At 59.7% G+C, this 24,052-nt stretch carries 26 protein-coding genes; 8 read left to right on the top strand and 18 right to left on the bottom strand.

Annotation, left to right across the window (positions count from 1 at the left end):
* Positions 1–62 precede the first annotated feature (62 nt).
* Positions 63–701 carry a hypothetical protein gene (locus BGO89_08785; GenBank protein OJX56636.1) on the top strand — a complete coding sequence of 213 codons (639 nt, stop codon included), beginning with the start codon at positions 63–65 and terminating at the stop codon, positions 699–701.
* Between the two features lie 65 nt (positions 702–766).
* Here the strand turns inward: BGO89_08785 and BGO89_08780 are convergent, their stop codons facing one another.
* From BGO89_08780 to BGO89_08725, 12 genes are all read right to left on the bottom strand, one after another.
* Positions 767–1,393 (bottom strand): hypothetical protein, encoded by a 627-nt coding sequence (locus tag BGO89_08780; GenBank protein ID OJX56635.1) that lies wholly within the window; start codon positions 1,391–1,393, stop codon positions 767–769.
* Entirely contained in the window at positions 1,390–1,773 is a 384-nt protein-coding gene (locus BGO89_08775; protein OJX56634.1) for a hypothetical protein, read from the bottom strand. The genes BGO89_08780 and BGO89_08775 overlap by 4 nt, the downstream gene beginning before the upstream one ends.
* 36 nt (positions 1,774–1,809) lie before the next feature.
* Positions 1,810–3,102 carry a 4Fe-4S ferredoxin gene (locus BGO89_08770; GenBank protein ID OJX56633.1) on the bottom strand — a complete coding sequence of 431 codons (1,293 nt, stop codon included), beginning with the start codon at positions 3,100–3,102 and terminating at the stop codon, positions 1,810–1,812.
* Positions 3,099–4,346 (bottom strand): hypothetical protein, encoded by a 1,248-nt coding sequence (locus BGO89_08765; protein ID OJX57324.1) that lies wholly within the window; start codon positions 4,344–4,346, stop codon positions 3,099–3,101. Before BGO89_08765 ends, BGO89_08770 begins: the two co-directional genes overlap by 4 nt.
* A gap of 34 nt (positions 4,347–4,380) precedes the next feature.
* Positions 4,381–5,025 carry a hypothetical protein gene (locus tag BGO89_08760; protein ID OJX57323.1) on the bottom strand — a complete coding sequence of 215 codons (645 nt, stop codon included), beginning with the start codon at positions 5,023–5,025 and terminating at the stop codon, positions 4,381–4,383.
* Positions 5,025–6,080, bottom strand: coding sequence for a radical SAM protein (locus BGO89_08755; protein ID OJX56632.1), 1,056 nt, complete (start codon positions 6,078–6,080; stop codon positions 5,025–5,027). The genes BGO89_08760 and BGO89_08755 overlap by 1 nt, the downstream gene beginning before the upstream one ends.
* A gap of 7 nt (positions 6,081–6,087) precedes the next feature.
* Positions 6,088–6,420: a 4-carboxymuconolactone decarboxylase gene (locus tag BGO89_08750; protein ID OJX56631.1), complete on the bottom strand. Its 333-nt coding sequence runs from the start codon at positions 6,418–6,420 to the stop codon at positions 6,088–6,090.
* A 112-nt stretch (positions 6,421–6,532) separates the two neighbouring features.
* Complete coding sequence (locus BGO89_08745; protein ID OJX56630.1) at positions 6,533–7,222, bottom strand: hypothetical protein; 690 nt, start codon at positions 7,220–7,222, stop codon at positions 6,533–6,535.
* A gap of 108 nt (positions 7,223–7,330) precedes the next feature.
* Complete coding sequence (locus BGO89_08740; GenBank protein OJX56629.1) at positions 7,331–8,878, bottom strand: hypothetical protein; 1,548 nt, start codon at positions 8,876–8,878, stop codon at positions 7,331–7,333.
* Positions 8,879–9,014: 136 nt separating this feature from the next.
* Positions 9,015–9,509 carry a hypothetical protein gene (locus BGO89_08735; GenBank protein OJX56628.1) on the bottom strand — a complete coding sequence of 165 codons (495 nt, stop codon included), beginning with the start codon at positions 9,507–9,509 and terminating at the stop codon, positions 9,015–9,017.
* Positions 9,494–10,444, bottom strand: coding sequence for a hypothetical protein (locus BGO89_08730; GenBank protein OJX56627.1), 951 nt, complete (start codon positions 10,442–10,444; stop codon positions 9,494–9,496). The genes BGO89_08735 and BGO89_08730 overlap by 16 nt, the downstream gene beginning before the upstream one ends.
* Before the next feature lie 10 nt (positions 10,445–10,454).
* Positions 10,455–11,354 carry a hypothetical protein gene (locus tag BGO89_08725; protein OJX56626.1) on the bottom strand — a complete coding sequence of 300 codons (900 nt, stop codon included), beginning with the start codon at positions 11,352–11,354 and terminating at the stop codon, positions 10,455–10,457.
* Positions 11,355–11,496: 142 nt separating this feature from the next.
* Here BGO89_08725 and BGO89_08720 point away from each other — a divergent pair, with 142 nt between their 5' ends.
* The 5 genes from BGO89_08720 (at position 11,497) to BGO89_08700 (ending at position 15,459) form a co-directional block, all read left to right on the top strand.
* Complete coding sequence (locus BGO89_08720; protein OJX57322.1) at positions 11,497–12,222, top strand: hypothetical protein; 726 nt, start codon at positions 11,497–11,499, stop codon at positions 12,220–12,222.
* Complete coding sequence (locus BGO89_08715; GenBank protein ID OJX56625.1) at positions 12,219–12,935, top strand: hypothetical protein; 717 nt, start codon at positions 12,219–12,221, stop codon at positions 12,933–12,935. Before BGO89_08720 ends, BGO89_08715 begins: the two co-directional genes overlap by 4 nt.
* A 106-nt stretch (positions 12,936–13,041) precedes the next feature.
* Positions 13,042–13,989, top strand: a complete 948-nt coding sequence (locus BGO89_08710) for a hypothetical protein (protein ID OJX56624.1) — start codon at positions 13,042–13,044, stop codon at positions 13,987–13,989.
* Positions 13,990–14,194: 205 nt separating this feature from the next.
* Positions 14,195–14,758 carry a hypothetical protein gene (locus tag BGO89_08705; GenBank protein OJX56623.1) on the top strand — a complete coding sequence of 188 codons (564 nt, stop codon included), beginning with the start codon at positions 14,195–14,197 and terminating at the stop codon, positions 14,756–14,758.
* Positions 14,755–15,459: a hypothetical protein gene (locus tag BGO89_08700; GenBank protein OJX56622.1), complete on the top strand. Its 705-nt coding sequence runs from the start codon at positions 14,755–14,757 to the stop codon at positions 15,457–15,459. The genes BGO89_08705 and BGO89_08700 overlap by 4 nt, the downstream gene beginning before the upstream one ends.
* 10 nt (positions 15,460–15,469) lie before the next feature.
* Here the strand turns inward: BGO89_08700 and BGO89_08695 are convergent, their stop codons facing one another.
* Genes BGO89_08695 through BGO89_08670 form a run of 6 tightly spaced genes read right to left on the bottom strand, consistent with a single transcriptional unit; the run spans position 15,470 to position 22,643 of the window.
* Positions 15,470–18,163 carry a carbonate dehydratase gene (locus tag BGO89_08695; GenBank protein OJX56621.1) on the bottom strand — a complete coding sequence of 898 codons (2,694 nt, stop codon included), beginning with the start codon at positions 18,161–18,163 and terminating at the stop codon, positions 15,470–15,472.
* Entirely contained in the window at positions 18,160–19,701 is a 1,542-nt protein-coding gene (locus BGO89_08690; protein OJX56620.1) for a histidine ammonia-lyase, read from the bottom strand. The genes BGO89_08695 and BGO89_08690 overlap by 4 nt, the downstream gene beginning before the upstream one ends.
* Before the next feature lie 9 nt (positions 19,702–19,710).
* The gene (locus BGO89_08685; protein ID OJX56619.1) at positions 19,711–20,166 is read right to left on the bottom strand and encodes a hypothetical protein; all 456 of its coding nucleotides are present in this window, start codon (positions 20,164–20,166) and stop codon (positions 19,711–19,713) included.
* Positions 20,167–20,210: 44 nt separating this feature from the next.
* Entirely contained in the window at positions 20,211–21,179 is a 969-nt protein-coding gene (locus BGO89_08680) for a glutathione synthase (protein OJX57321.1), read from the bottom strand.
* 10 nt (positions 21,180–21,189) lie between these two features.
* Positions 21,190–21,867, bottom strand: a complete 678-nt coding sequence (locus tag BGO89_08675) for a hypothetical protein (protein OJX56618.1) — start codon at positions 21,865–21,867, stop codon at positions 21,190–21,192.
* A complete protein-coding gene (locus BGO89_08670; protein OJX57320.1) occupies positions 21,864–22,643 on the bottom strand; it encodes a hypothetical protein in 780 nt (259 codons plus the stop codon). Before BGO89_08670 ends, BGO89_08675 begins: the two co-directional genes overlap by 4 nt.
* Before the next feature lie 175 nt (positions 22,644–22,818).
* On the opposite strand from BGO89_08670, the gene BGO89_08665 reads away from it, so the two are divergent.
* Both BGO89_08665 and BGO89_08660 read left to right on the top strand, forming a co-directional pair.
* Positions 22,819–23,640, top strand: a complete 822-nt coding sequence (locus tag BGO89_08665) for a 3-methyl-2-oxobutanoate hydroxymethyltransferase (GenBank protein OJX56617.1) — start codon at positions 22,819–22,821, stop codon at positions 23,638–23,640.
* The gene (locus BGO89_08660; protein OJX56616.1) at positions 23,637–24,038 is read left to right on the top strand and encodes a hypothetical protein; all 402 of its coding nucleotides are present in this window, start codon (positions 23,637–23,639) and stop codon (positions 24,036–24,038) included. Before BGO89_08665 ends, BGO89_08660 begins: the two co-directional genes overlap by 4 nt.
* Positions 24,039–24,052 lie beyond the last annotated feature (14 nt).

Here is a 24,052-nt window from a genome sequence, read left to right as displayed (position 1 = left end):
GTTCCATTTGTTTTTAATTTGATGATTGAGATATTTGCGAATCAAGATAACAAGGAATCAAGATGACGGCAAGCTACGATACCATTGCAGCGGACTCCGGGGTACTGGACAGGCTGTCCGAGCGTCGTTGCATCATCCATAATGGCGTCGTCGGACTGCGCATCAGTGCCCGACGGACGCTGGCGAACGTCGAAGCTATCTTCCAGGGCCCTTCCCCGAGGGTCATGGAGGACGGACGGAACATCCATATCTCCGTTCCACGGTTCCGCACGATGATGCACGAGCTGTGTATGGGCAGCGAGACAGGCTGGAGCGATCTGAAGCTCCCATCCGTCTCTCCCTGGGACGTCGTCATCCATGGCGGCGTGGCCGACCTGGAAGTGGACATGCTGGAATCGACGCTGAACGGGCTGACCATCCATGGTGGTGCCGTGAACGTCGACATCGTCCTTCCCGCTCCGACATCGAGAATCTCCATCGACATCCACGGTGGCTGCAACAACGTCCGTATCCTGCGTCCGCACGGCTCCGATCTCGGCATGGCCATTCACGGCGGTTGCACGGGTATGAAGCTCGACAACTGGAATGCCGCCGCCCAGGGGAAACCGTTCACCTGGTTAAGTGGCCCTTCCATGAACAGATACGACGTCAACATCCACGGCGGCGTGACCGACATGGAAGTAGCGACGTTCAGGGAATAGGGCCAGATACGAGGCAGGCGACGTTCAGGGAATAGGGTCGGATACGAGGCAGGCGATGAATCCGGTTACCTTCTGCCGATCGCCCGCGTCTGCCACCCGAATCGCAGGGCAAGCATGCGGATGACGACCGTCACCGTCGTCCCGATGATACCCGATACGTCAGCCGGTACCGTCGTGAAGGCCTCGAACGTCACGAAGACGATGATACCTGCGATGGTGGCCACGGCGAAATACGTTCCCGGACGAAAGACTTCCGGTTCGTTGCGGACGATGATGTCACGCAGCAATCCCCCGCCTACGGCATTCAGGAAGCCGATGAAGACGGCGGACAACGGGCTGAGTCCGAGCAGCAACGCCTTCTGCGCCCCGAACACTCCGTAGAGTCCGAGCGATGCCGCTCCGACGATATCGAGGATGCGCTGGAGCCTGGGCACCATCCGGTGCAGCATCAATCCGACACCGGCTGCGCTCCACGCCGCGGTCAGATACCACGTACTGCGCAGGGCCATCGGCGTACCTGCCTGCAGGACGACGTCGCGCAGCAGACCTCCGCCGACACCACCCACCAGCGACAGCACCAGGACACCGATGATGTCGTACCCGCGCGTGATGGCGAATCGTGTTCCCACGATGGCATAGAGGAAGGTGGCGAGCAGATCCCACCACATCGGCAGTTCGAAGGTGTCGGTCATGCGACGACGGCTGTTGCCTCGATTTCCACGAGAAGACGCTGATCGATGAGACCGCTGACGACGACGATCGTCGCCACGGGCCTGATATCACGGAAGACCTCTCCGTGCGCTCGAAGAACGTCGTCGATGACGAACGAAGCCGTGACGTACATCCGCGTCCGCACGATATCGCCCATCCCGCCGCCCGCCTGTTCGAGTGCATGCTGGATCTTCCTGAAGATGAAGGCCGCCTGGGCATAGGCATCGCCCTGCCCGACGATGTCGTTGCCTTCCACGGCCGTCGTCCCTGCGACTTCGATGAGATTCCCCACACGAAGGGCACGGGAATAACCTACCGTGGCTTCCCACGGTGTGCTCGATGATATGAGATGTCGTTCCATGCGGCAAGTTATGGATGTTTCACGATGCTGGCCCGATCAGCGATTCTCCAGCTTCAGCACCCCGCGCGGACAGACCGTGGCACAGACGCCACAGCCGACGCACGAGGCCCGGCGGATATCTTCTCCACGCTGCGCATAACTCCGTACGTCGATGCCCATCTCGCAGTACGTACTGCAGTTGCCGCAGGAGATACACTGGCCGCCGTTCGTGGTAATCCGGAATCGCGAAGCGAATCGCTGCAGGATTCCGAGCACCGCCGCCATCGGACAGCCGAACCGGCACCAGACCCGCGACCCGAGAATGGGATAGAATCCTACGCCGATCACGCCACTGAACAGCGCGCCGATATAGAATCCATACGCACGACCGATACCCGAAGACCATGAGCCGAGCATGGCCCCACCGAGAACGGAATTGAGCCATACCACGATCGTCGTCACCACGACGAAAAGGAGAACACCATGGACCATCCAGCGTTCGACCTTCCATGCCGCCAATGATTTGTCCGAATTGTGCCGGAAGGGATCGCCCGCGGTTTCCGCCAGACCACCGCATCCGCAGATCCACGAACAGTACCAGCGTTTGCCGTAGAACCACGTCAGGATCGGCGTCGCGACGAACGTCATGACCAATGACCAGAATCCCATGAACATGAGCAGGCCGTCCGACGATCCGAGCAGCGTATCGATCGTATCCGGGAACAGGTATTCGTACTTCAATGGCCAGAAGTAGCTGAAGTAGAATTCCTTCGACTCCATCCGGATAAGCATGGCAGGAATGAGATAGGCCGCCACGAGCTGTGCGGCCATGACGCTGAGCGTACGGATGACGTGATATCGACTGTGACGGTACTTCGCCAGCATCCTGATGCCCATGACGACGATCGCCAGCGTATACAGCGTTCCGTAGAAGAACCAGTGATCCGCCGCCCTGCCGCGTAACAGCATGCTGAGTGGGTCGGCAGCAACAACGATGTGCGACAGCGTCGAAGGATACCAGTAGAGAAGAACGTAGAATACCGTGAAGAGCACACCCAGAGCCCATGCGATGGCTCCACGGCGTTTGGCCGGCGACCACATGATACCGTTGTTCCGTATACCGGCCGGTCCATCGGCGAAGCCCGGCAGAACGGCCATCAATCCTCCGATGGTTCCGATGCCGAGCGTGAGCAGCATATGGAGCATCGGATGTCCGTCGAACATTCCGCCTGCGCCAACGATGAACATGAGCACGGCAGCACATACGAGAACGATTCCCGCACGCTCGATCGGCATCAGCCGGTTGGCCGATCCGATCTCCTTCGGTACGTCGAGCGTCAGCATCGTCATGCGGCCCTCCTCTCGCGTCCGACACGTTTGATCGTCCGTGTGAACTCCGGATCGAAGTCGGCTTCATCGAGACGATCGAGGACCTGGGACAACGGCGTCCTGTTCCGTATCCATTCCATGCATGCCGATGCACGCAGGCGGATACCCAACGCGTTGAACCCGGTCACTCCCTGTCCGTCGTGAACGATGCGCAGGAAATGTCTGCGATCGGGATGCATCCATGTGAACGATGCGTCGTTCCGCACCTGCGCAGGAACGATGCCATAGGTCTGATATTCGATGTCGAAGAACTTCGCCGAATTGTAGAAAACGTCGCGTCGGTATGGAGCCCCATCGCCACAGATGACGCGTGCGACATGTTCTCCGTGATCCCTGGCCGTATACCACAACTGATCGACACTGCCGTCGGCATGCTGGGCGCAGTCACCGATGGCGTAGACATCGGGTGCGGTGGTCGCGAAACATCCATCGACGACGATGCCGCGATCGACGTCGAGTCCACTCGCACGGGCAAGCGCGGTATTCGGTGAGACGCCGATGGCGAGGACGACCGTTCGGCAGGCGATCTCGTGCCCATCCTTCGTCACCACCGCACGCACCCTGCCCGACGTATCGGAGAATATCTCACCGAGCTCCGTCGACAGCCGAAGATCGACCCCATGATCACCGACATGGCGGCCGATGACGGCCGATTCTTCCGACGGCAACACATTACCCCAGTATCCGGATTCACGTGCGAGCAACGTGACGCCCACATTCCGGGAACGGAGCATCTCCGCGGCTTCGATGCCGATGAGGCCACCACCGACGACGACGGCATGCTCCGTCGAACGCGAGCTCACGTCGAGATTCCGCAGATCCTGCAGCGAATACAGGCCCTGCACGCCTTCGCTTCGCTCGCCGGGCCATCCTCCATAGTTCGGGACCGATCCCGTGGCTACGATACAATGGTCGTAATCGATAGCATTCCCGCCGTCGATCATGACACGCCGCGAGGCCGTGTCGATGCCGGTTGCATGACCGAATACGAGATCGATACGATTGCGCTTCCAGAACCCGTCGTCGTAGGGTTTGAGATGGTCGAACTCCATGCTGCCCATGAAGAGATACATGAGGGCAGGACGGGAGAAGAAGTACTGCGATTCACTCGAGACGATGGTGATCCTGTGATCCGAGCGCTTGCGGATGTTCCGCGCTGCGGTCACTCCGGCTACGCCATTTCCGATGATGACGACGTGTCCCATGATTCTCCCTGGACTTCCTGCGGGATCGATCCCGTCATACGACATGCTTGCCGACACGCTGCAGGAACGAATGATCGCCGGGCAGCGCTGCAAGGACGGAGCGAAGATCGTCAGCGGTATCGATATCGCGCAAGGGCTCCAGCAGAGCGCACGTATGCCCTCGCTCCGCCGCGATACCGAGCGTCTGCGTGAGCACCCGGTCGGTACTCCACGCGATACCCTCGAACAACTCGAACAGCGGCTCGGCGACACCGATGAGATAGTATCCACCGTCGTATGCCGGACCGATCACGACGTCGTGATCGTGCAGCTTCCGTTCGGCAGCATACAACAGGGCATCATCGAGCAACGGTGCGTCGGTGCCGATGATCAACGTCCGGCTGGCGCCATGCGCGAAGGCGACGGCGATCGCCTGCTTGAGCCGCGCACCGAGATCGGCGCCTTCCTGTACGTGGACGTGATCCAGCGACAGCCACGCCCTGACCGCTCCCGCATGCTCATTCCCGTCGACGAAGACCGCTACATGCATGTTCAACGACGACCACATACGGGCCAGTCGTTCCACGCAGGCACGATAGACGTCGAGAGCGGCATCCGTACCGATCCCGTCGGCCAGTCGCGTCTTCGTCGTTCCAGCCACTGGTGCCTTCATGAAGACGATCAGCCACGTACTGTCCATCATGTGAGTTGACCGCCGCATGAGCTCCCCGCCCCTGCCGTACAACCATAGCAATGCTGTCCGAGAACGACGGCGCGGGCTTCGAGCTTCGCCATATCGAAGTCGTGAATCGACGATGACGATGCTACGGGCAGATCGAGCTGCTGATTGAAATCGCAGTCGTAGATCGTACCGTCCCAGCCTATGCTCAGCGTATTCCTGCACATGACGTTCGCCGCCGCGGCAGGATTGAAGGCATTCACGAGCTTCTCCATGTATGCCGCATAGTTGCCGCTCTCGATCAGGAATTCGAGGAAGCGCGAGATGGGCATGTTCGTGATGCAGTGGAGATCGTTGAATACCACTCCATGCCGCTTCATCAGTTCACGCTTGAAATCGGCCTCCAGCGCCTGTTGCGGTCCGGGCAGAAGGGCACCGACCGGATTGTAGACGAGGTCCAGCACGAGCCCGCTTCCCTCCATGCCATACCCGACGGCGTTGAGCATCTTGAGGGCACGCATGGAATCGTCATGGACCCCATCACCGCGCTGACGATCGGTATTCCGTGCATCGTAGAACGGCAACGACGATACGACGTGCACCCGATGCTCACGATAGAATTCCGGCAAATCGTGATACTTCGGATTCGATACGATGATCGTCAGATTGCATCGCACCATGACGGTCCTGCCGAGCTTGCGGATCTCTTCCACGAACCAGCGGAAGTCCGGATTCATCTCGGGTGCACCGCCGGTGATATCCACCGTCCGTATGCCCGTCGATGCAAGTGCGTCGAGACAGGCCTGCATCGTATCGCGGGTCATGATCTCCTTGCGGTCGGGTCCGGCATCGACGTGGCAATGCCGACAGACCTGATTGCACATCTTGCCCACGTTCACCTGGAATATCTCCGTCGGTACCGGCCTGAGCGGATACAGGCCCGCCGTGCGCAGCTTGTCCCCGAACGGTGCGAGTGGCGGCATATCGCCACCCGCACCGTTCAGCACACGAAGCTGCAGGGCAGTGCTCGCGAGCTCACTGCCCCTGAACTTCAACGATTTCGTTATTGATGCCATGGCGACCTCACATCAGGACTTCTTTGGCCTTGTTCATCATCTGCACGCTGTGGACGAGCGATGCACCACCACGAATGGCGGCCGTGACATGAACGGCTTCCATCATCTGCTGCTCCGTGGCGCCCTTCTCGAGCGAGTCCGTCGTATAGGCGTCGATGCAGTACGGACACTGCACCGCATGCGCCACGGCAAGAGCGATCAGGGACTTCTCGCGCTGCGTCAGTGCGCCTTCGGCGAAGACACTGCCGTAATAGTCGAAGAACTTCTTCGCAAGGTCTTCCTGGAACTCACCGATCGCACCGAACTTCGCGAGATCTGCGGGGTTGTAATACGTGCTCATTATTGGTCCTTGTTGTGTTGTCGTGTACGACGAAAGATTCCCCTGCCGCACCTTGCGGCGAGAACATGTAGAAGGTCGACCATTCCATGGCCGATGACCGCCGATCAGTGCATCATCGGTGACGGACCGATGGAGGGGCGCGTCCGTCGATACCATCGACGACGACGAGAAGAGGCGGGGGGACGTGTCGGGGGCGTCCGTAGACGACGTGGTCCGCATCATCGGCGAGACCACGGAGATACTTGTCGGGGTGGGCGCGCAGGATCGTGCCTGCCACATCGAAGTCGAGCCGTGCTTCGACGACGGAAAGATCCAGGCCGGTGACATCTGGACGTCCTCCGTTCCAGCGTTCCGCATCGAACAGGGCAGCAGCCGGAGATCCACGCATCAGCTTGAGGATGTAGAAGCCTCCATCCCAGGAATGACCGATGACATCGGTACCGGCGTCCAGGACGTTCTCGACGAGATCGCGGGACAGCGGAGTATCGTTTCCGACGATACATACCTGGGCATATCCACGCGCGAACAGATCATCGACGGCGTTCTTCAGGCGTTCGCGCTGATTCGCGCCGCGCTGGCATTCGTTGGTATGGATGCCATGCCTGTGGAGAACGTCGGATTCGATGGGGACATCGGACCACCAGTGAAGATCGGCGTCGACACCCGAAAGCACGGTCAGGACACCCTCCATCATCGCGCGTATGATGCGCTCCGCACGACCGGTATCGGTGATACCGAGGGGCTTGGCGACGGCTTCGGTCGCCCAGCTCCGGCTGAAGAACAGTATTGCGCATCCTGACATGGCGTGAATATAGCATTCGGGCGATGGCTCACGTCATTCGAACGGAAACGGGGTGCCGATTCACATCGGCACCCCGTTCATTACGTTCATCGCCGTTCGGACGGCAGCTTACTTCGTCCGCTCGAATTCGATACGGCGGTTCTTCTGCTTGTTGGCGTCGGTGTCGTTCGGCGCGATCGGACGATCCGGGCCGAAGCCCTTCGTCGTCATGCGTGCCGCGGAGACTCCACGCTGTACCATCCACTGCTTGACGGATTCGGCACGGTCGGCGGACAACTTCATGTTCTTGTCGCGCTTGCCTACGTTATCCGTGTGGCCGGTGATCAGTACCTCGACTTCGGGATTCTCGTTCATCGTTTCCAGGGCACCTTGCAGGATCGGCTCGGATTCGGGCTTGATGGCAGCCTTGCCCGTTTCGAAGACGATACCTTCGAGGACGATCTTCTTGCCGAGTTCGAGCTTGGGTCGAGCGCGCTCCACATCGTCCAGCGGATCGAGCGGATTCTTCTTGCGGCGTACTTCCTCACCGTCGGGCATGCCACCCTTGTCCGTATCGCGGTCGTTGGGATTGGTGTTGTACTGACGTACTTCCTCACCGTCCTTGAGACCGTCGCCATCCGTATCGGGATTGGTAGGATTGGTCTTGAAGGTATTCACTTCATCCCCATCCTTGAGGCCATCACCGTCCGTGTCGGGATTCGTAGGATTGGTCTTGTACGTATTCACTTCGTCGCCGTCCGTCAGACCGTCACCATCCGTATCCTTCTCGAGAGGATTGGTCTTGTGGGTGTTCACTTCGACACCATCGCCGAGTCCATCGCCATCGGTATCCATCTTGAGCGGGTCGGTCTTGTGCTTGTTGACTTCGTCACCGTCCGTCAGACCATCGCCGTCCGTATCGGCCTTCAGCGGATCCGTTTCGTACTTGCGTACTTCGTCGCCATCGGTCAGACCATCGCCATCCGTATCGGCCTTCAGTGGGTCGGTCTTGTACTTGTTGACTTCTTCGCCATCCTTCAGACCGTCGAAGTCCGTATCGGGGTTGTTGGGATCGGTACCGAGTGCACGTTCCTGTTCGTTCGTCAGGCCATCGCCATCGGAATCGTTCTGGCTGTTGTCGAACACATACAGGATACCGAGCGTTCCCTTCCAGTAACCGTCCTTCTTCTCATCGTATGCAGGATTGATATCATCCGTGAAGGTCGGCACGGCAGCGACCTGGAAGTCGATACCCCAGTTGTTGCTGAACATGTACTGGAAGCCCGCTCCGAGGATACCGGCCAGTGCGGCACCACTCTTCTTCGCTTCGGGATCGGCATTGTACGGACGCTCGCTGTTATCGTACAGGGCAGCACCGAGACCACCGGTCACGTAGGGATTGAAGGCACCACGGGTGAAGTAGGCGCGGATACGTACGTCGGGCTGGATGATGGACGTCTTGTAATCGGAGAAACCGCCGACGTCCTTGCTGCTGTTCGTCGTGAAGCCCAGACCGAGTTCGAGAGCGATCGTCTCGTTCAGGTCGTACAGTCCGTTGACGCGTCCAAGGAAGTTGAAGGAACGATTCTTGATCTCCGTTTCGTTGACTCCCCAGGAGACACCACCGTTCAATCCTACCGCCACTCGGCCATCGTATTTCGACTGTGCGGTCAGCATCGTCGATGCGGCTATCGTGGCAAGAAACACGTGAAGAAATCGTGACATAAGACAACCTCAACTGATAGTTGGACAGGTATTCGTTTGTTTGAACGCGCCCTTATACTTCCATGTCGAAGGTTTGTTCCCTGAACGACTACATTTTTCGCTCCATCATCAAACCTGCAGTATATATACCGATGCCGGCGATGAACATCGTCAGCATGATAGGTAGGGTCAGCGATGCTCCGATGTATGCGGACAATCCGATGGCGGCTATACCGGCCGACTGAACGGTCAACGTAAAGGCGATACGTCGTCCCGATGCGACGCGTGCGTGATTGATCGCCATCAGCATATACATACCGACCGACAGGATCGTACACGTCACGGAAACGAGAAGTGCTGCGATGACGGCGAGGAGCGATGCTCCTGCGAACTTCGAACCTGGTTCTCCCACTTGTGCGTCCGACTGGACGATGAGGCCGAATACCAATACGGTGAGCGACAGCGGCAGGGATATCCATCGCAGAAGGCGGGTGATCTTCGATGCGCGATCAGCATCGAGGTAACGGATGGAAGCCCTGATGACAAATTCAGAAGACAGGATAAGATTTGCAACAATAATGATGAGCTTCAGCATGAGCCGCATTCTCCCTGATCGTGCAGGTCCCGCGTCTCGACCTGAACCGTTGCATGATCGATCGAGAAGCGTTCACGCAGACGGTTCTTGACGTCGATGACGACGTCGTCCGTAGCCCTGCCGGATACGACATGAACGGTCGCCGTATAGTCATTGGCACCGAGCTGCCAGACATGGACGTCGTGAACGTCATCGATACCTTCGAGATCGAGCAGTGCCTCACGCACGTCCTTGGGCATGATGTGTTCCGGCGACGACTCCATGAGGATCACACCGGCCTGCCTGATGACGCGGATGGCGCCACGGATGATCACGGCGGCGATCAGCAGCGAGATGAGAGGATCGATCCATTCCCAGTCCGTGATCGTCAGGATGACGGCGGCGATGATGACGCCACCGCTCGACATCAGATCCGTCATCACGTGCAGATAGGCACTCCGCGTCGTGATGTGCTCGGACTTGTGCAGATACATCGCACTGATGGCGTTGGCGATGAAGCCGACGATGGCGATGACGAGCATCGACTCGGCGTGGATGTGATGGGAATGATCGACGAAGCGCTTCACCGCTTCGATGATGATGTAGATGCAGATGCCGAGGAGCAGGAAGCCGTTCGTGAGAGCGGCGAGTATCTCGATTCTCCGGAGGCCGAAGGTGAAGCGCATGTCGTGCTGATCCCGGGCACGCGCAGCGAGCTTCAATCCGATGAAGGCGATGAGCAGTGAGGCGAGATCGACGAAGACATGTCCGGCATCGGACAGCAGGGCGAGACTGCCGGAGTACAGCCCGCCGACGACCTGGGCGACGAAGACCAGACCCGTCAACGTGATGGCGATCCTCAGTGGCCGGATGTCCCGATGCTCATGGATATGGACATGGCCCGGACCATGATGGTGATGATGTCCATGATGATCGTGATGATCATGATCGTGCGACGATGCCATGCGAAAGGTATTAACCGTGATACAAGTTGACGAGCACCAGGATGGCACAGATCAGCGGAGCCACGAAGAGCATGCTGTCGAACCGGTCCAGCACACCGCCATGTCCGGGAATGAGGTGTGACGAGTCCTTGATCGTGGCGTCACGCTTCATCAGCGATTCGGCGAGATCGCCGATCTGGCCGAATACTCCGACGATTCCACCGAGCGTCGCGAGCAGCCACATCGGTGCATGGGGCAGCAGCCAGCCGCCGAGCACTATCGCTGCGACGATGGCACCGAGGCCGCCTGCGACGGCGCCTTCCCATGACTTCTTCGGACTCACGCGAGGGAAGAGCTTGTGTTTGCCGAAGGCCATGCCCGCGAAGTAGGCCACGCTGTCGCACATCCATACGGACACGAAGAGCGTCAGGATGAAGGAGGCACCGCCATCGGCGAAGCGGGCGTCCAAGAACCACGGATGATCGTATCCACGCAGATAGATCAGTGAACCGAGTCCGCCCGAAACGTAGATCACGCCCGTCACTGTGGACATCACGTTCAGCAGGGCGTTCGGCTTGTTGCGCCACAGCTCCAGCGTCAGCGCCAGAACCGTTCCCGTGACGACGACAGCGGAGAGGACGATCGAGCCTGCCGTAAGCCCGGCCGGAGACCGAACCATCCATGCGATGGCGAGCTGCACGCAGATTCCCCAGATCATGCCGAACGGTACGTTGGCATCGGCATGCTTGGAGAGCCCGAGGCCATAGAATTCGCGCAGGGCAAGTGCGGATATGATGATCATGACGGCGGAGAACGGCCAGCCACCGAAATACACCAGGCCGATGACCAGTGGTATCCCCACCAGACCGACCAGGATACGTTGCAGCATATTGCTCATGAGACGCAAGATAGCGGTTATCTTTGTAGCCATGACCGTATACAACCTGCCTACCGATCCCCGATTCAACGTGTTGCTGACAGGCGACCTCGACTTCGTTGAAGAATTCGCAGCGATCCTCGACGCAAAGAGCGTCCCCTTTTCCATCCTTCCCCCGATGGATGAAGTGGACGAGATGGACATGCACCTCGACCTGATCGATCAGGATTTTCAGGATGGGACCACCCAGCCCGAGATCTACGGTCCGTATGCCGACCGCGTCGTCTACGACATCCGTACGGCCGCAGGATCGTTCACCCACATCGTCGACCTTTCCGTCGGAACGCCCTTCGAGCGGAAGATCGGACTCGAAGTGGCGGGAAGCATCAATCCCAGGGCCACGATCATCGCGAGCTCGCTGACGAATACCGCCACGGAGCTGGGCTTCTTGGGCAACGTCATCAACCGTATCGTCGGTATAGGTCTCGTCCCGTCGATGATGTCGTCCGTCACGATCGTGGAAGTGGCCCCCGGACTGAATACGACGGAGGATCATCGTGCCAGGGCCGAAGCACTGCTCGCCGCTCTGGGCTATACGACTGAGCGTGTGGAAGATCGTGTGGGTCTCGTGCAGTTGCGCGTCCTCGTCACGATCATCAACGAAGCGGCATTCTCCGTGATGGAAGGCGTAGCCTCGCCGGAAGACATCGACAAGGCCATGATGCTCGGCACGAACTATCCCAAGGGTCCGCTCGCATGGGCCGACGAAATCGGCCTTCCCGTCGTGACGCTGATCCTCGAAGGTCTCTATCGCGAGTACGGCCAGGAACGTTATCGTCCGTGCGTCCTCCTCAAGCAGTACATGCGCGCGGGATGGAACGGCAAGGCCGCGGGCAGAGGTTTCCACACCTATCAGGCATGATGGCGAGGATGGTACGGATATTCATCGACTTCGACGGCACGATCACTCGTGAAGACATCGGCAACGAACTCTTCCGCACCTTCGGCGACTTCGACACCATCCACGACGACCTTCTCGCCGGATCGATCTCCGTCGCGGAATACTATCGACGGTCCTGCGCAGCTCTCCGCATCGACACGACGGTCGAAGCTCTTCGCGACTTCGCCGAACAGCAGACCGTCGACGCATCGTTCCCGGCACTGGTGCGCTGGTGCGATGCCAACGGCCTGCCTCTGACGGTCGTCAGCGACGGCTTCCGCTCGTACATCGATCCGATCCTCGCACGCGTGGATTCTTCCCATCTCACCGTCCATTGCAACACCATGGAACGAAGGAACGACGTATGGCAGCCCGACTTTCCCGGCGCTTCCGAGTCGTGCTCGTGCTACTGCGCATCGTGCAAACGCAATGTCCTGCTCGATACCGCAGGCCCTGACGACGTCATCGTCTACATCGGCGACGGGCATTCCGACCGGTGTGCGGCCGAGCATGCCGACATCATCTTCGCCAAGGGCCATCTCGCTGCCTACTGCACGGCGAACGGCATTCCCCATCATTCCTTCAAGACCCTGTTCGAAGTGCTTCACGTACTGCGTACGCGCCACGAGAAACGGGCATTCAAGCAGCGCCGCCAGGCCGTCCTCTCGAGGAAGCGGGCCTTCGAGGAGGAGTGATCCGGACCGGATCGTGATCCGTTGTTAAACCTCCCCCTATGGGGCAGGGTCTAGGGGCACATTCAGCACAGACACGGTTCGATACTCCCACATTCGAGGTACGATCATGAAAACGACGATGGTGATGGCACTCGTCCTTCTGCTCAGCATCGGTCAGGCGAACGCCAAGGCAGGACGCCCCGACAAGGATCGCGCGGCCAACAAGGAAGCCTTCAACGAACTCCGCACGTCGATGCATTCCTGGCTCGAGAAGTCGGTCTTCCCGACGCTCTCGGAATGGAAGCGGACCTACGACGCCTCCCTCTCCACGCAGGATCTCACCGAACTCAACAAGCTCCGCGCCGAAGCCAAGGTCAGCCGCGAGAACATGGGCAAGGAGATGCGTTCCGCGATGACGAAGAATCACGAGGATCATTCCGAACGCCACGATGCGATCAAGGGAATGCGCGAGCAGCACAGGGAATCCATGGAATCCATCATGGAACGCCTGAAGCCGATCGCGGACCATTCGAAGAACAAGCTCCGCAGCATCTTCGACTCCGGTGAACCGAAGATCGAAGCATGGAAGAACGAAGCGCAGGCACTGATGAAGGCATGGCACGACAAGTATCCGGACCTGAAGTCCGGGCGCCTCGACCATCACCGCATGAAGGGTCTGCCGCTCGGCATCGGCGACGGAGGCAAGCGCTCGGCCACACGCTTCATGCTCTGGGACGGCACCATACCTTCCAGGGACGAGTCTTCACTGCTCTTCCCGTCCAGCGGCACGACGGGCCTGAACGACGCATCACGTGACGGCGGCATGTCGCTGCACATCACGCCGCTCCCTGCATCGTCGGCGGTGACCGTACGTCAGCAGGGCCTCCAGGACGGGCCGGCTACCATCGAAGTCTTCGACATGAACGGAGTGCTGGTGCGCTCCGTCCCCACTACGGTCAGCAACGGAATCCTCGAACAGCATATCAGCACGGACGGCATCCCTGCAGGGACGTACATGACGAGCATCAACTCGCCGTCCGGACGCAGAACGAGCCAGATGGTCATCGCACGGTAGGACCTCAGTTACGCACGGTGCATTGGACACCTCCATCGTCCTCGGACAATGGAGGTGTTGTCTATTTTAGACCGGCCGTACCGTCGGGATCCGGCGTCGCAGTTCCTCCGAACGGTGGTCCATACGGCATATGGTTTGATTTGTGTGTTTAAACACATATATTGCGTTCGAACCTCGATGTGAACTATACCGGAAGGGAAAGTACATGATGAATCTCGTTGGAATATCCGGGTCGCTGCGCAAGGCCTCGACGAATACGGGTCTGCTGCGCGCCGCGCAGACACTCCTGCCCGAAGGCGTATCCCTGACGATCGCCGGCCTCGCCGACATCCCGTTGTACGATGAAGACGTCGAGCACGCCGGAGAACCGGAGGCCGTAGCGGCATTGCGCAAGCAACTGGCAGAAGCCGACGGTATCCTGATCGCGTCGCCCGAATACAACTACTCGCTGAGTGGCGTCCTGAAGAACGCCATCGACTGGATGTCGCGTACGCCGGTGAAGCCGTTCAACGGTAAACCCGTCGCCATCATGGGTGCATCCGGAGGCAACTTCGGAACGGTACGGGGTCAGATCGCCCTGCGCACCGTCCTCCAGTCGCAGAACGCCCTCACGCTCAGCAGACCGGAAGTGCTCGTCACGCAAGGTCGCACGAAGGCCGACGAAGCCGGCACGCTGATCGATGAAGCATCACTCAAGGTCCTCGGAACACTGATCGAGGCACTCGTCCTGCATGTCCGTCGTACACAAGCCACAAGGGAACTACAATGACCACGCTCTTCATCCCCGCCGATGATCGCGGTGGGTTCGACTTCGGCTGGCTGAAGACCTTCCATACCTTCAGCTTCGGTCATTACCGCGATCCGAACCGTGTCCGCTTCGGTATGGTCCGCGTCTTCAACGACGACATCGTCGAGCCGGGAAAAGGCTTCGGGACCCATCCGCACGACAACATGGAAATCATCACGATTCCACTCGAAGGCACCGTGATGCATCGCGACAGCATGGGCCATGCGGAAGCACTGCGTCCGGGTGAGGTGCAGGTGATGTCGGCGGGCACAGGCATCACGCACTCCGAATACAACGGCTCTGCGGACGAGGCTCTGAAGCTGCTGCAGATCTGGATCATTCCGGAACGTATGGAGGTGGAGCCGCGATACGAACAGATGGCCGTGCCCACCACGAACGGCATCACGACGATCGTCGGTCCGCACGGCAAGGGGCTTCCGCTCTGGATCAACCAGCAGGCCTATATGTCGCTGATACGGTTGCCGCGTGGTGAGAAGGTCACCTATACCCTCAGGAACGGAGGCAACGGAGTCCTTGTCTTCGTCATCGAAGGTACGATGAAGATGGGCGGCGACACACTGCGACGCCGGGACACCATCGGTGTCACCGACGTCGGACAACTCGACGTCGAAGCCGTCGACGACGTCTATGCAGTGCTGATCGAAACACCGATGACACTCTGATCGTCGTCGCTCAGCCGCGGATCCTCCTGCGGAGAGCCTTTTCGATGGTCACGAGCAAGAGAACGACGATGCCGCTTGCGACGGCGCCTACCCAGACGTCGAGTGCGAGCGGCACTGTCTTGAACGCCATGTTCATGAAGGGTAGATACGTGAAGGCGAGTTGCAGGATGATGGTGAGCGCAACACCGCCCCATACCCAACCGTTGCTGAAGAATCCTACCGTCCGCACCGGCAGCACGAGCGTACGACAGGCGAAGAGATAGAATATTTCCATGATGACGAAGCCGTTGGCTGCGGCCGTTCGTGCGGTATCGATGCTTTCGCCCCGATCGAGTTCCCACAGGAAGAGCGAGAACGAGAAACACAGGAGCAGCGTTCCCACGAATATCGTACGCAATAGCAGATCCTTCGAGAGGATCGGCTTCGACGCATCGCGAGGCGGCCTGTCCATGACGTCGGGCTGACGCGGCTCGAAGGCGAGCGGCAGGCCGAGAATGATGGCCGTCGTCATGTTGATCCACAGGATCTGTACAGGCAGGATCGGAAGCTCCATACCGAGGGCAATGGCCGCGACGATGACGAGGCCTTCGCCGATATTCGTCGGTATCGTCCACACGATGAACTTCAGCAGGTTGTCGAAGACCGTCCGACCTTCCTCGACGGCTGCGACGATCGTCGTGAAGTTGTCGTCGGTCAATACCATATCGGCAGCGTCTTTCGCGACGTCCGTTCCGGTCCGCCCCATCGCCACGCCGATATTCGCCGCACGCAGTGCGGGCGCATCGTTGACTCCGTCACCGGTCATCGAAACGACGTGACCTTTACCCTGGAGCGCTTCGACGATCCTGAGTTTCTGTTCGGGCGTGGCCCGTGCGAAGACGGCGACGTCGTTGGCGGACCGGGCGAAACTCTCTCCGTCCATCGCCGAAAGCTCCGCGCCCGTGCGGGCTACGAGTCGTCCGTCTTTCTCTGCACCCGACAATCCGAGCTGCATGGCGATGGTCGATGCAGTGGCGGCATGATCTCCGGTGATCATCTTCACGGTGATCCCGGCACGCTGACATTCCCGGATCGCCTCCTTGACTTCCTCGCGCGGCGGATCGACCATTGCAACGAGGCCGCAGAAGATCATGCCGTTGGCGACGTCCTCCCGCTCGAGAGCGCCGTGCGATGCATCGACATCCTTCACGGCGAGAGCCAGCACGCGCAATCCCTGCGCGCTGATGTCGGCAGCCTGTGCCAGTACCGCATCATGATCGAAGGCATGGGATCGGCCATCGCCCGTGCGCCGCTCGACCGACCGCGACAGCACCGCTTCGACGGAACCCTTGAGATGGATGCGCATCGTCTCGCCTTGACGATGTAGCGTCGCCATGAACTGATCTTCGCTCGAGAACGGAATGGTATCGACGAGCGGATGATCGCGTTCTTCGGCATCACGTTGCATACCGGCCTTCATCGCCAGAACCACGAGAGCGGCTTCGGTGGGATCGCCGATGGCATCCCAGCGTCCTTCACGGTTCTCGACGACGGCCGTGCCGCAGAGCAAGGCCACGTGCAGACAGTCGTCCAATGCCGCATCCGCGGCGACGTCCACGGCTTCACCGTTACGCACGACGCGACCGTCGGGCGCATAGCCCGTACCCGTGACATCGTAGACCACGGCATCCGTCATGATGGTCACCACCGTCATCTGGTTCTGCGTAAGCGTGCCGGTCTTGTCGCTGCAGATGACCGTCGTACTGCCGAGCGTCTCCACCGCGGCCAGACGACGGATGATGGCACGGCGCTTCGCCATGCGCGCCACACCGATGGCGAGAATGATCGTCACTGCTGCCGGTAGTCCTTCCGGGATCGCCCCTACGGCAAGGGCCACGGCAGCGAGCACCATTTCGAGGAAGGGCTCGCCACGGAGCAAGCCTGCTCCGAAGGTCAGCGCCGCAAGGATGATGATTCCGACAAGGAGGTAGTTGCTGAATCGTTCGATCGCTTTCGTCAACGGCGTCGCAAGAATGACCGTATCGGCCAGCAGCGTGGAGATGGCGCCTACTTCCGTATTCGCACCGGTCGACGTCACGATGCCGACGGCACTACCGTACGTCACGACCGTGGACGCATAGGCCATGTTGATACGATCGGCAAGGACGGTCGCGGCATCGAGTGGACCAGTGCGCTTTTCGACGGGGACGGACTCACCGGTCAATGCAGCCTCGGCGATGGCGAGATCACGTGCATTGACCAACCGCATATCGGCGGGTACGCGATCGCCGCTCTCGAGAACGACGACGTCACCCGGCACGAGATCGACGACGGCGACCTGCTGCTTGCGCCCGCTCCGTATCACGCGGGCATCGGTTCCGACGCTTCCGGCGAGAGCCTCGAGCGCCTCGACGGCCTTCCCTTCCTGGATGAAGCCGATGAGTGCATTGACGAGGACGACTCCGAGAATGACGCTCGCATCGGTGATACCACCGAGGATGATCGTGACGAGTCCCGAGATCAGCAGGATATAGACGAGAGGATTCCGGAACTGCTGCAGGAAACGCGCAAAGGCGCTCTGTTTGCGCTGCCTGGGCAACTCATTGACACCGTGTTCGCGACGACGTCGCTCGACGTCGTGATCCGACAGACCTGCATCGACGGAAACGTCGAATGCCATGCAGACATCTTCCGACGTACGTGCATGCCAAGCGTCGCCCGTCATTCGTGCAGTCCTGCAGCATCGCACACCGTTCCATCGGCAACCAGTCGGCGGACCTTCTCCATGTCATGATAGAGCACACGGTCTTCGTCGGCGAATGGTACGTGCTCACGAATGCGTGCGATCACACGTTCGAGTCGTTCGCTCGATGTGAGCGGGCGCAGCAGATCGACGCCCTGAGCGGCACACAGCAGTTCGATCGAGAGGACGCATTCGACATTGGCGACGACGCTCCACAGCTTGCGCGCCGCGATACTGCCCATGGAGTTATGATCTTCCTGATTGGCGCTCGTCGGAATGCTGTCCACACTCGCAGGATGGGCCAGCACCTTGTTCTCGCTGACCATGGCAGCGGCCGTGTACTGTGCGATCATCATCCCGGAATGCAGGCCACCGTTGGGCGTGAGGAATCTCGGCAGTCCACCGAGGGAATGGTTGACGAGACGCTCGGTACGCCGCTCGGAGATGTTGGCGAGTTCCGCGATGGCGATGGCCAGGAAGTCGAGCACGAGGGCCAGTGGCTGACCGTGGAAGTTGCCACCTTCGAGATGACGGTCTTCGTCGGCGAAGATGAGCGGATTGTCCGTAGCGCTGTTCATTTCCCGTTCGATGACGGAGGCGACATGGTCGATGGTATCGCGGGTGGCTCCATGCACCTGCGGCATGCATCGTATCGAATAAGCGTCCTGCACGCGGTTGTCGTGCTCGCGATGCGATTCGCGGATGGCACTGCCGTGCATCAATTCGCGCAGGTTCCGCGCAGTTGTACGTTGTCCGGGATGCGGTCGTACCGCATGGAGTCGCGCATCGAAGGCATTGTCCGTTCCCCGCAGGGCATCGGCACTCAGGGCTCCGGCGATATCGGCCACGGCCATGAGCTGGCGGGCACGATGGAGCGACAGCGCGCCATAGGCGCACATCATCTGCGTACCGTTGATCAGGGCGAGTCCTTCCTTGGCCGCGAGGCGGACGGGTTCGATACCGTGACGTCGCAAGGCGACGTCGCTCGGCTCACGCTCGTCCATTCTCCACGATCCGTCGTCGTTACGGACGAGTACCTCGCCACGTCCGATCAGTGCCAGCGCCAGATGGGCGAGCGGGGCGAGGTCGCCGCTCGACCCTACGGATCCCTGACCCGGAATGGCAGGAACGATACCCGCATTGAACATGGCGATGAGGGCGTCGAGCGTGGAAGGCCTGATGCCGGAATATCCCTTGGCGAGGGCGTTGATGCGCAGGATCATCATGCCGCGAACGATGTCGGACGGCAGCAGCGGCCCCATGCCCGCACTGTGCGAAATGATGAGATTCTCCTGCAGCGCTTCCACCTGATCGGCAGGAATGAAGACGTTCGCGAATTCTCCGAATCCCGTCGTCATCCCATAGACGACACGGCCTTCGGCGATCCAGCGTTCGACCGCATCGCGTGATGCTTCGACGCGGAGGCGCGAATCGGAAGTGAGAGCGATCGTTGAATCGGACGACTTCACGGCCGTCACGAAGGCCTCGAGGGCCAGCGATTGTCCATCTAGGTACAGCATGCACCCAAATTACGACGTCCGCTCCGCAAAGTCCCTCAACCACAGCGGAAGATCGGTACGATCGTCCATGCCGAGTTTGCGCCGGATGGACTGACGGTGCTTCTCCACGGCTCTCGGCGTCACGAACATCAGCTCCGCGCTCTGTCGTGCGGACAGACCCGTCCGCAGGTAAGCACAGACGTGAAGTTCGGTGGACGTCAGGACGGGATAGGCCGCCTTCAACTGCTTGCAGAAGCTACTGGTCAGCGTCGCGATGGCACGTTCGATCTGCGTCAGCCTGTCGAACGTCCGCAACTGCCCCTTGATTTCCTTCGTCAGGCTCAGCATGGTGCGGCGCAGTGTATCGTCATCGGCCGAGCGCAGTTCATCCATGCGTGTCGCGAGGTCGTGCAGGAATGCCCGCTTGCGCTGCAGGTGCAGCACAAGGACCAGACGATCGTCGGAAGGCCCGAGGGCACCGATCACGTCATCGTGCAACGACGGGGCTTCACCCTCCTCATCCCCCGCCGCTATTTTCCGTTCCTTGATTTCTGACCACCCCTTGGTGCGTCCGGTCCGTTTAGAAACTGGCTCCATTTGAGTTCCGACGGTGTTGCTCGCCCTTGTTTCGCAAGATCGATGAGATAGCTCGCCGACGTCGACAGCACCCATTCGAAGTTCTCCTCCTGGATGGAGGTTCGCTCCGCATCGGGAGCCGGATTCATGTAGTCGATGGCGTACGGGATACCGTCACGCACGGCGAACTCGATCGTATTGAATCCGTAGCCGAGAATGTTGCAGATACGGATGCAGAGGTCTTCCAGCATGGCCTTCATTTCGGGCGTTGGCGCGAAATCGGCCTTGTATCTGAGATGATGCGGATTACGCGGCTCGTACGGCATGATGTGCACGTGCTTGTTACCGATACAGTAGCAGCGGTAGTATTCCGTGAAGTCGATGGATTCCTGCAACGTCATCACGATATCGCCCGTCTCGCCGTAGGAGGCGAAGAACTCTTCGACGTCATGGACCTTGTAGACATGCTTCCATCCCCCGCCGTCGAACGGCTTGAGGTAGGCCGGGAAACCGACGTAGGCGAAGATCTCTTCCCAGTTCAGGGGATAGATGAGGTTGCGGAAGGATTCGGACGTCGTGTCGGGCGGATGGCTCTTGCTGGGCAGCAGGGCCGTCTTCGGCACGGGAATGCCGGCCTTGTTGGCCACGGCATAGTTGAAGAACTTGTCGTCCGCACTCCACCAGAACGGATTGTTCACCAGCCGTACCCCTTGCAGCGCAGCCAGCTTGAGCATTGCGCGATAGTACGGCACATCCTGGGAAATGCGGTCGAGGATGACGTCGTACTGGAACAGCTCGTCGAGCGTCACGCCACCGATCTTGACGAATTCCGCGGCGACGCCTGCATCGCGGCTGTTGATCTCGGCGACCAGCGCAGGCGGGAACGATTGTTCCATGCCAAAGAGAAGACCGACCTTTTTCATCATGCCCTCACTACTTGATGTCGACGATGGTATAGTCCTTCGGAACGGTGAACATCGCAGGATCGATGGCCGTGCCCTCATCGAAAGAAATCGGGCGCAGCACCATGCGATTGCCGTTGTGGTTCACATCGATCTTCAGTGGGATGTTGTTCCATACATGATAGGTACCCCGCATGCCGGTGGACTTGTCGTCGATCATGTAGATCGTGCATTCCCGGCCGAGGACGGTGTCCTTGCCCTTGCGGACCATGTTCCGGACCTGCATCATGCTGTCCGTCATGCCTTCGAAATCGACGAAGGCCGCATCGACCGTGCCCTCGGGAAGGATCATGCGCCGGGCCCGACGTTCCGCCGGATTCAGCGAATACACCGTCCGGCCCGTCGTGATGTTGATGGTCTTCGAATTGATGGACGGCTGCCCCGGCTGGGCGATCTTCATATCGTGTTCGCTGCGTTCCAGACGACCGTAGTCGTCGAACATCATCGTGGTCACGCCCGAACTGCCCATATCGGGCATCTCGCTCTGGGCCTTGAGGATGCCGGACTTGATCCGGTAGCGTCCGCCGGCCGCGGCATTCGCCTGCTCTTTCGAGGGCGGGGCCGGCTTCGGGACGTTCCGCTCCAGCTCACAGGACGCAAGAAGGACGATGCACGCGATGGCGCCGGGGATGAAGTGTCGTAGTGTCATTGTTGGGGCGCAATATAAACAAGGCCCGACTGGAGGTATTCGTGTACCGACCCCAACGACATGATACGTGTGGCAGGATCGAAGATGCCGAACGTCGGGTCGTTTCCGAGCCAGTCTCCGAGATTGACGTAGGTGCCGTCCGGCCGACGCTCCTCCATCGCACGATGGCGATGCCCCATCACGACGACGTCGTATCCCTCGTGGATCTTCTCGATGGCGAAATCCCTGATACCGTCCACCGGACCGAAGTCCCTGGCTGTCGTGTAGTCGCGGCTGCCATGACTGGTATGAGCCGCCAGGCCGATGCCGAGATTCGGGTGGAGCATCCTGTAGATACGCTGTGCGAAACGGTTGCGGAGAATCGAACGCAGGATGAGATATCCCTTGTCGTTATGGGCTTTGCCGTCACCGTGGGCGATGTAGAACCGGCTTCCCGCGATGTCCGCATGCACGTCGCCGGTGACGACGGTGATGCCGAGCTCTTCGTGGAAATAGGTGAAGTGGCCGAAGTCATGGTTCCCCATGAGGTAGGTGATGGGCAGGCCCTGTTCGCGGAGTCCGGCCAGGGCTGCCAGGGTCCGCACGTGACCACGGGGAATCACGGTACGGTAGTCGAACCAGTAGTCGAAGAGATCACCGACGATGAAGAGGTGGGCGGCATTCGACGACATCCGGTCCAGCAGCCGCAGCAACAGGGCTTCGCGCTCCCGGTCGCGGTCGCGGGATCCGAATCCCAGGTGAACGTCGGAAACGAAATAGACATATTGGCCCGACATGGCCTCGACGGCCATCCTTGTCAGCGAGGTAACGGGAGAAAACATCCTGCGAATCTAACGACTTGGAGGCGTGTTGACCGGAATATGCGTGGCGATACGTTTTGAAATCATAACATCGCCGTATGCCGATCGTCGAAAATGTTTGTTCTTCGGGTCATTCTGTACTTTTGCCCTTATGTCTGCAACCCCAACCTTGCGTAGAACGGTCACGACGCGTCGTCTGATCGAAATGAAACGGACCGGGACACCGATCGCCTGTCTCACGGCCTACGACGCCATGACGGCCGAATTATTCGACAATGCCGGTATCGACGTCCTCCTGGTCGGCGATTCCGTGGGCAATGTCGTCCAGGGTCACGACACGACGCTACCCGTGACGCTCGAGCACATGATCTACCATACGCAGGCCGTTCTCCGTGGGGTCTCACGGGCCCTCGTCGTTACCGATATGCCCTTCATGACCTATCAGGTCAGTCCACAGGAAGCCTTCCGCAACGCAGGCCGTCTCATGAAGGAGACGGGATGCAGTGCCGTCAAGCTCGAGGGTGGAGCGCGGGTAATCGAGGCCGTACGTATGATGACGGAGGCCGGGATTCCCGTGATGGGCCATCTGGGGCTGACGCCACAGAGCATCCATCAGTTCGGATCCTACAAGGAACGCGGTACGACACCCGAAGAAGCCGATCAGATCAAGCGCGACGCGGTGGCCCTTCAGGAAGCGGGCGCCTTCTCCATCGTCCTCGAGAAGATTCCCTCCACGCTTGCCGCCGACATCACGGCGATCACGGACATCCCCACGATCGGCATCGGAGCCGGACCCTCGTGCGATGGCCAGATCCTCGTCTGGACGGACATGATGGGCATGAGCACGGAATTCCGCCCGCGCTTCGTCCGCAGGTATGCCGAGCTGCACGACACCATCGGTACGGCCGTCGGACGGTACGTGGCCGACGTTCGGGGACATGCGTTCCCGGGTCCCGAGGAGAGCTATCCATGATCCGGTGGCTGGCCGTCATCCTTGTCGCGGTTTCGACGATCCTGCTCGGTGCGTCGGCATGTTCGACGAATACGATCACGAATCCGCAGGATATCGTATTTCCCGACAGTGGCGTCAGCTATCTCCGACACGTCCAGCCCTTCCTCACGCTGTCATGTGGGTTCGCGGCATGTCATGGAGATGCGAGCCCGGCAGGCGGCGTGCGGCTCACCAGTTATACGTCCGTGATGTTCACCAGCCGTCCCAACCTGGCCGTACCCGGCAAGCCCGACGAAAGCCTCATCATCCAGGTGCTCGACAGGCGGATCCCGCATTCGATCGCCGTACTGGATCGCGTGACGTCGAACCAGTATCAGGGCATGCGGCGCTGGATCATCGAAGGCGCCATCAACAACTGAACGAAACGATCATT

It is taken from the genome of Candidatus Kapaibacterium thiocyanatum (assembly GCA_001899175.1).
In the GTDB taxonomy this organism is placed as follows: Bacteria; Bacteroidota; Ignavibacteria; order Kapaibacteriales; family Kapaibacteriaceae; genus Kapaibacterium; species Kapaibacterium thiocyanatum.
This window is presented reverse-complemented; position numbering and strand designations above follow the sequence as displayed.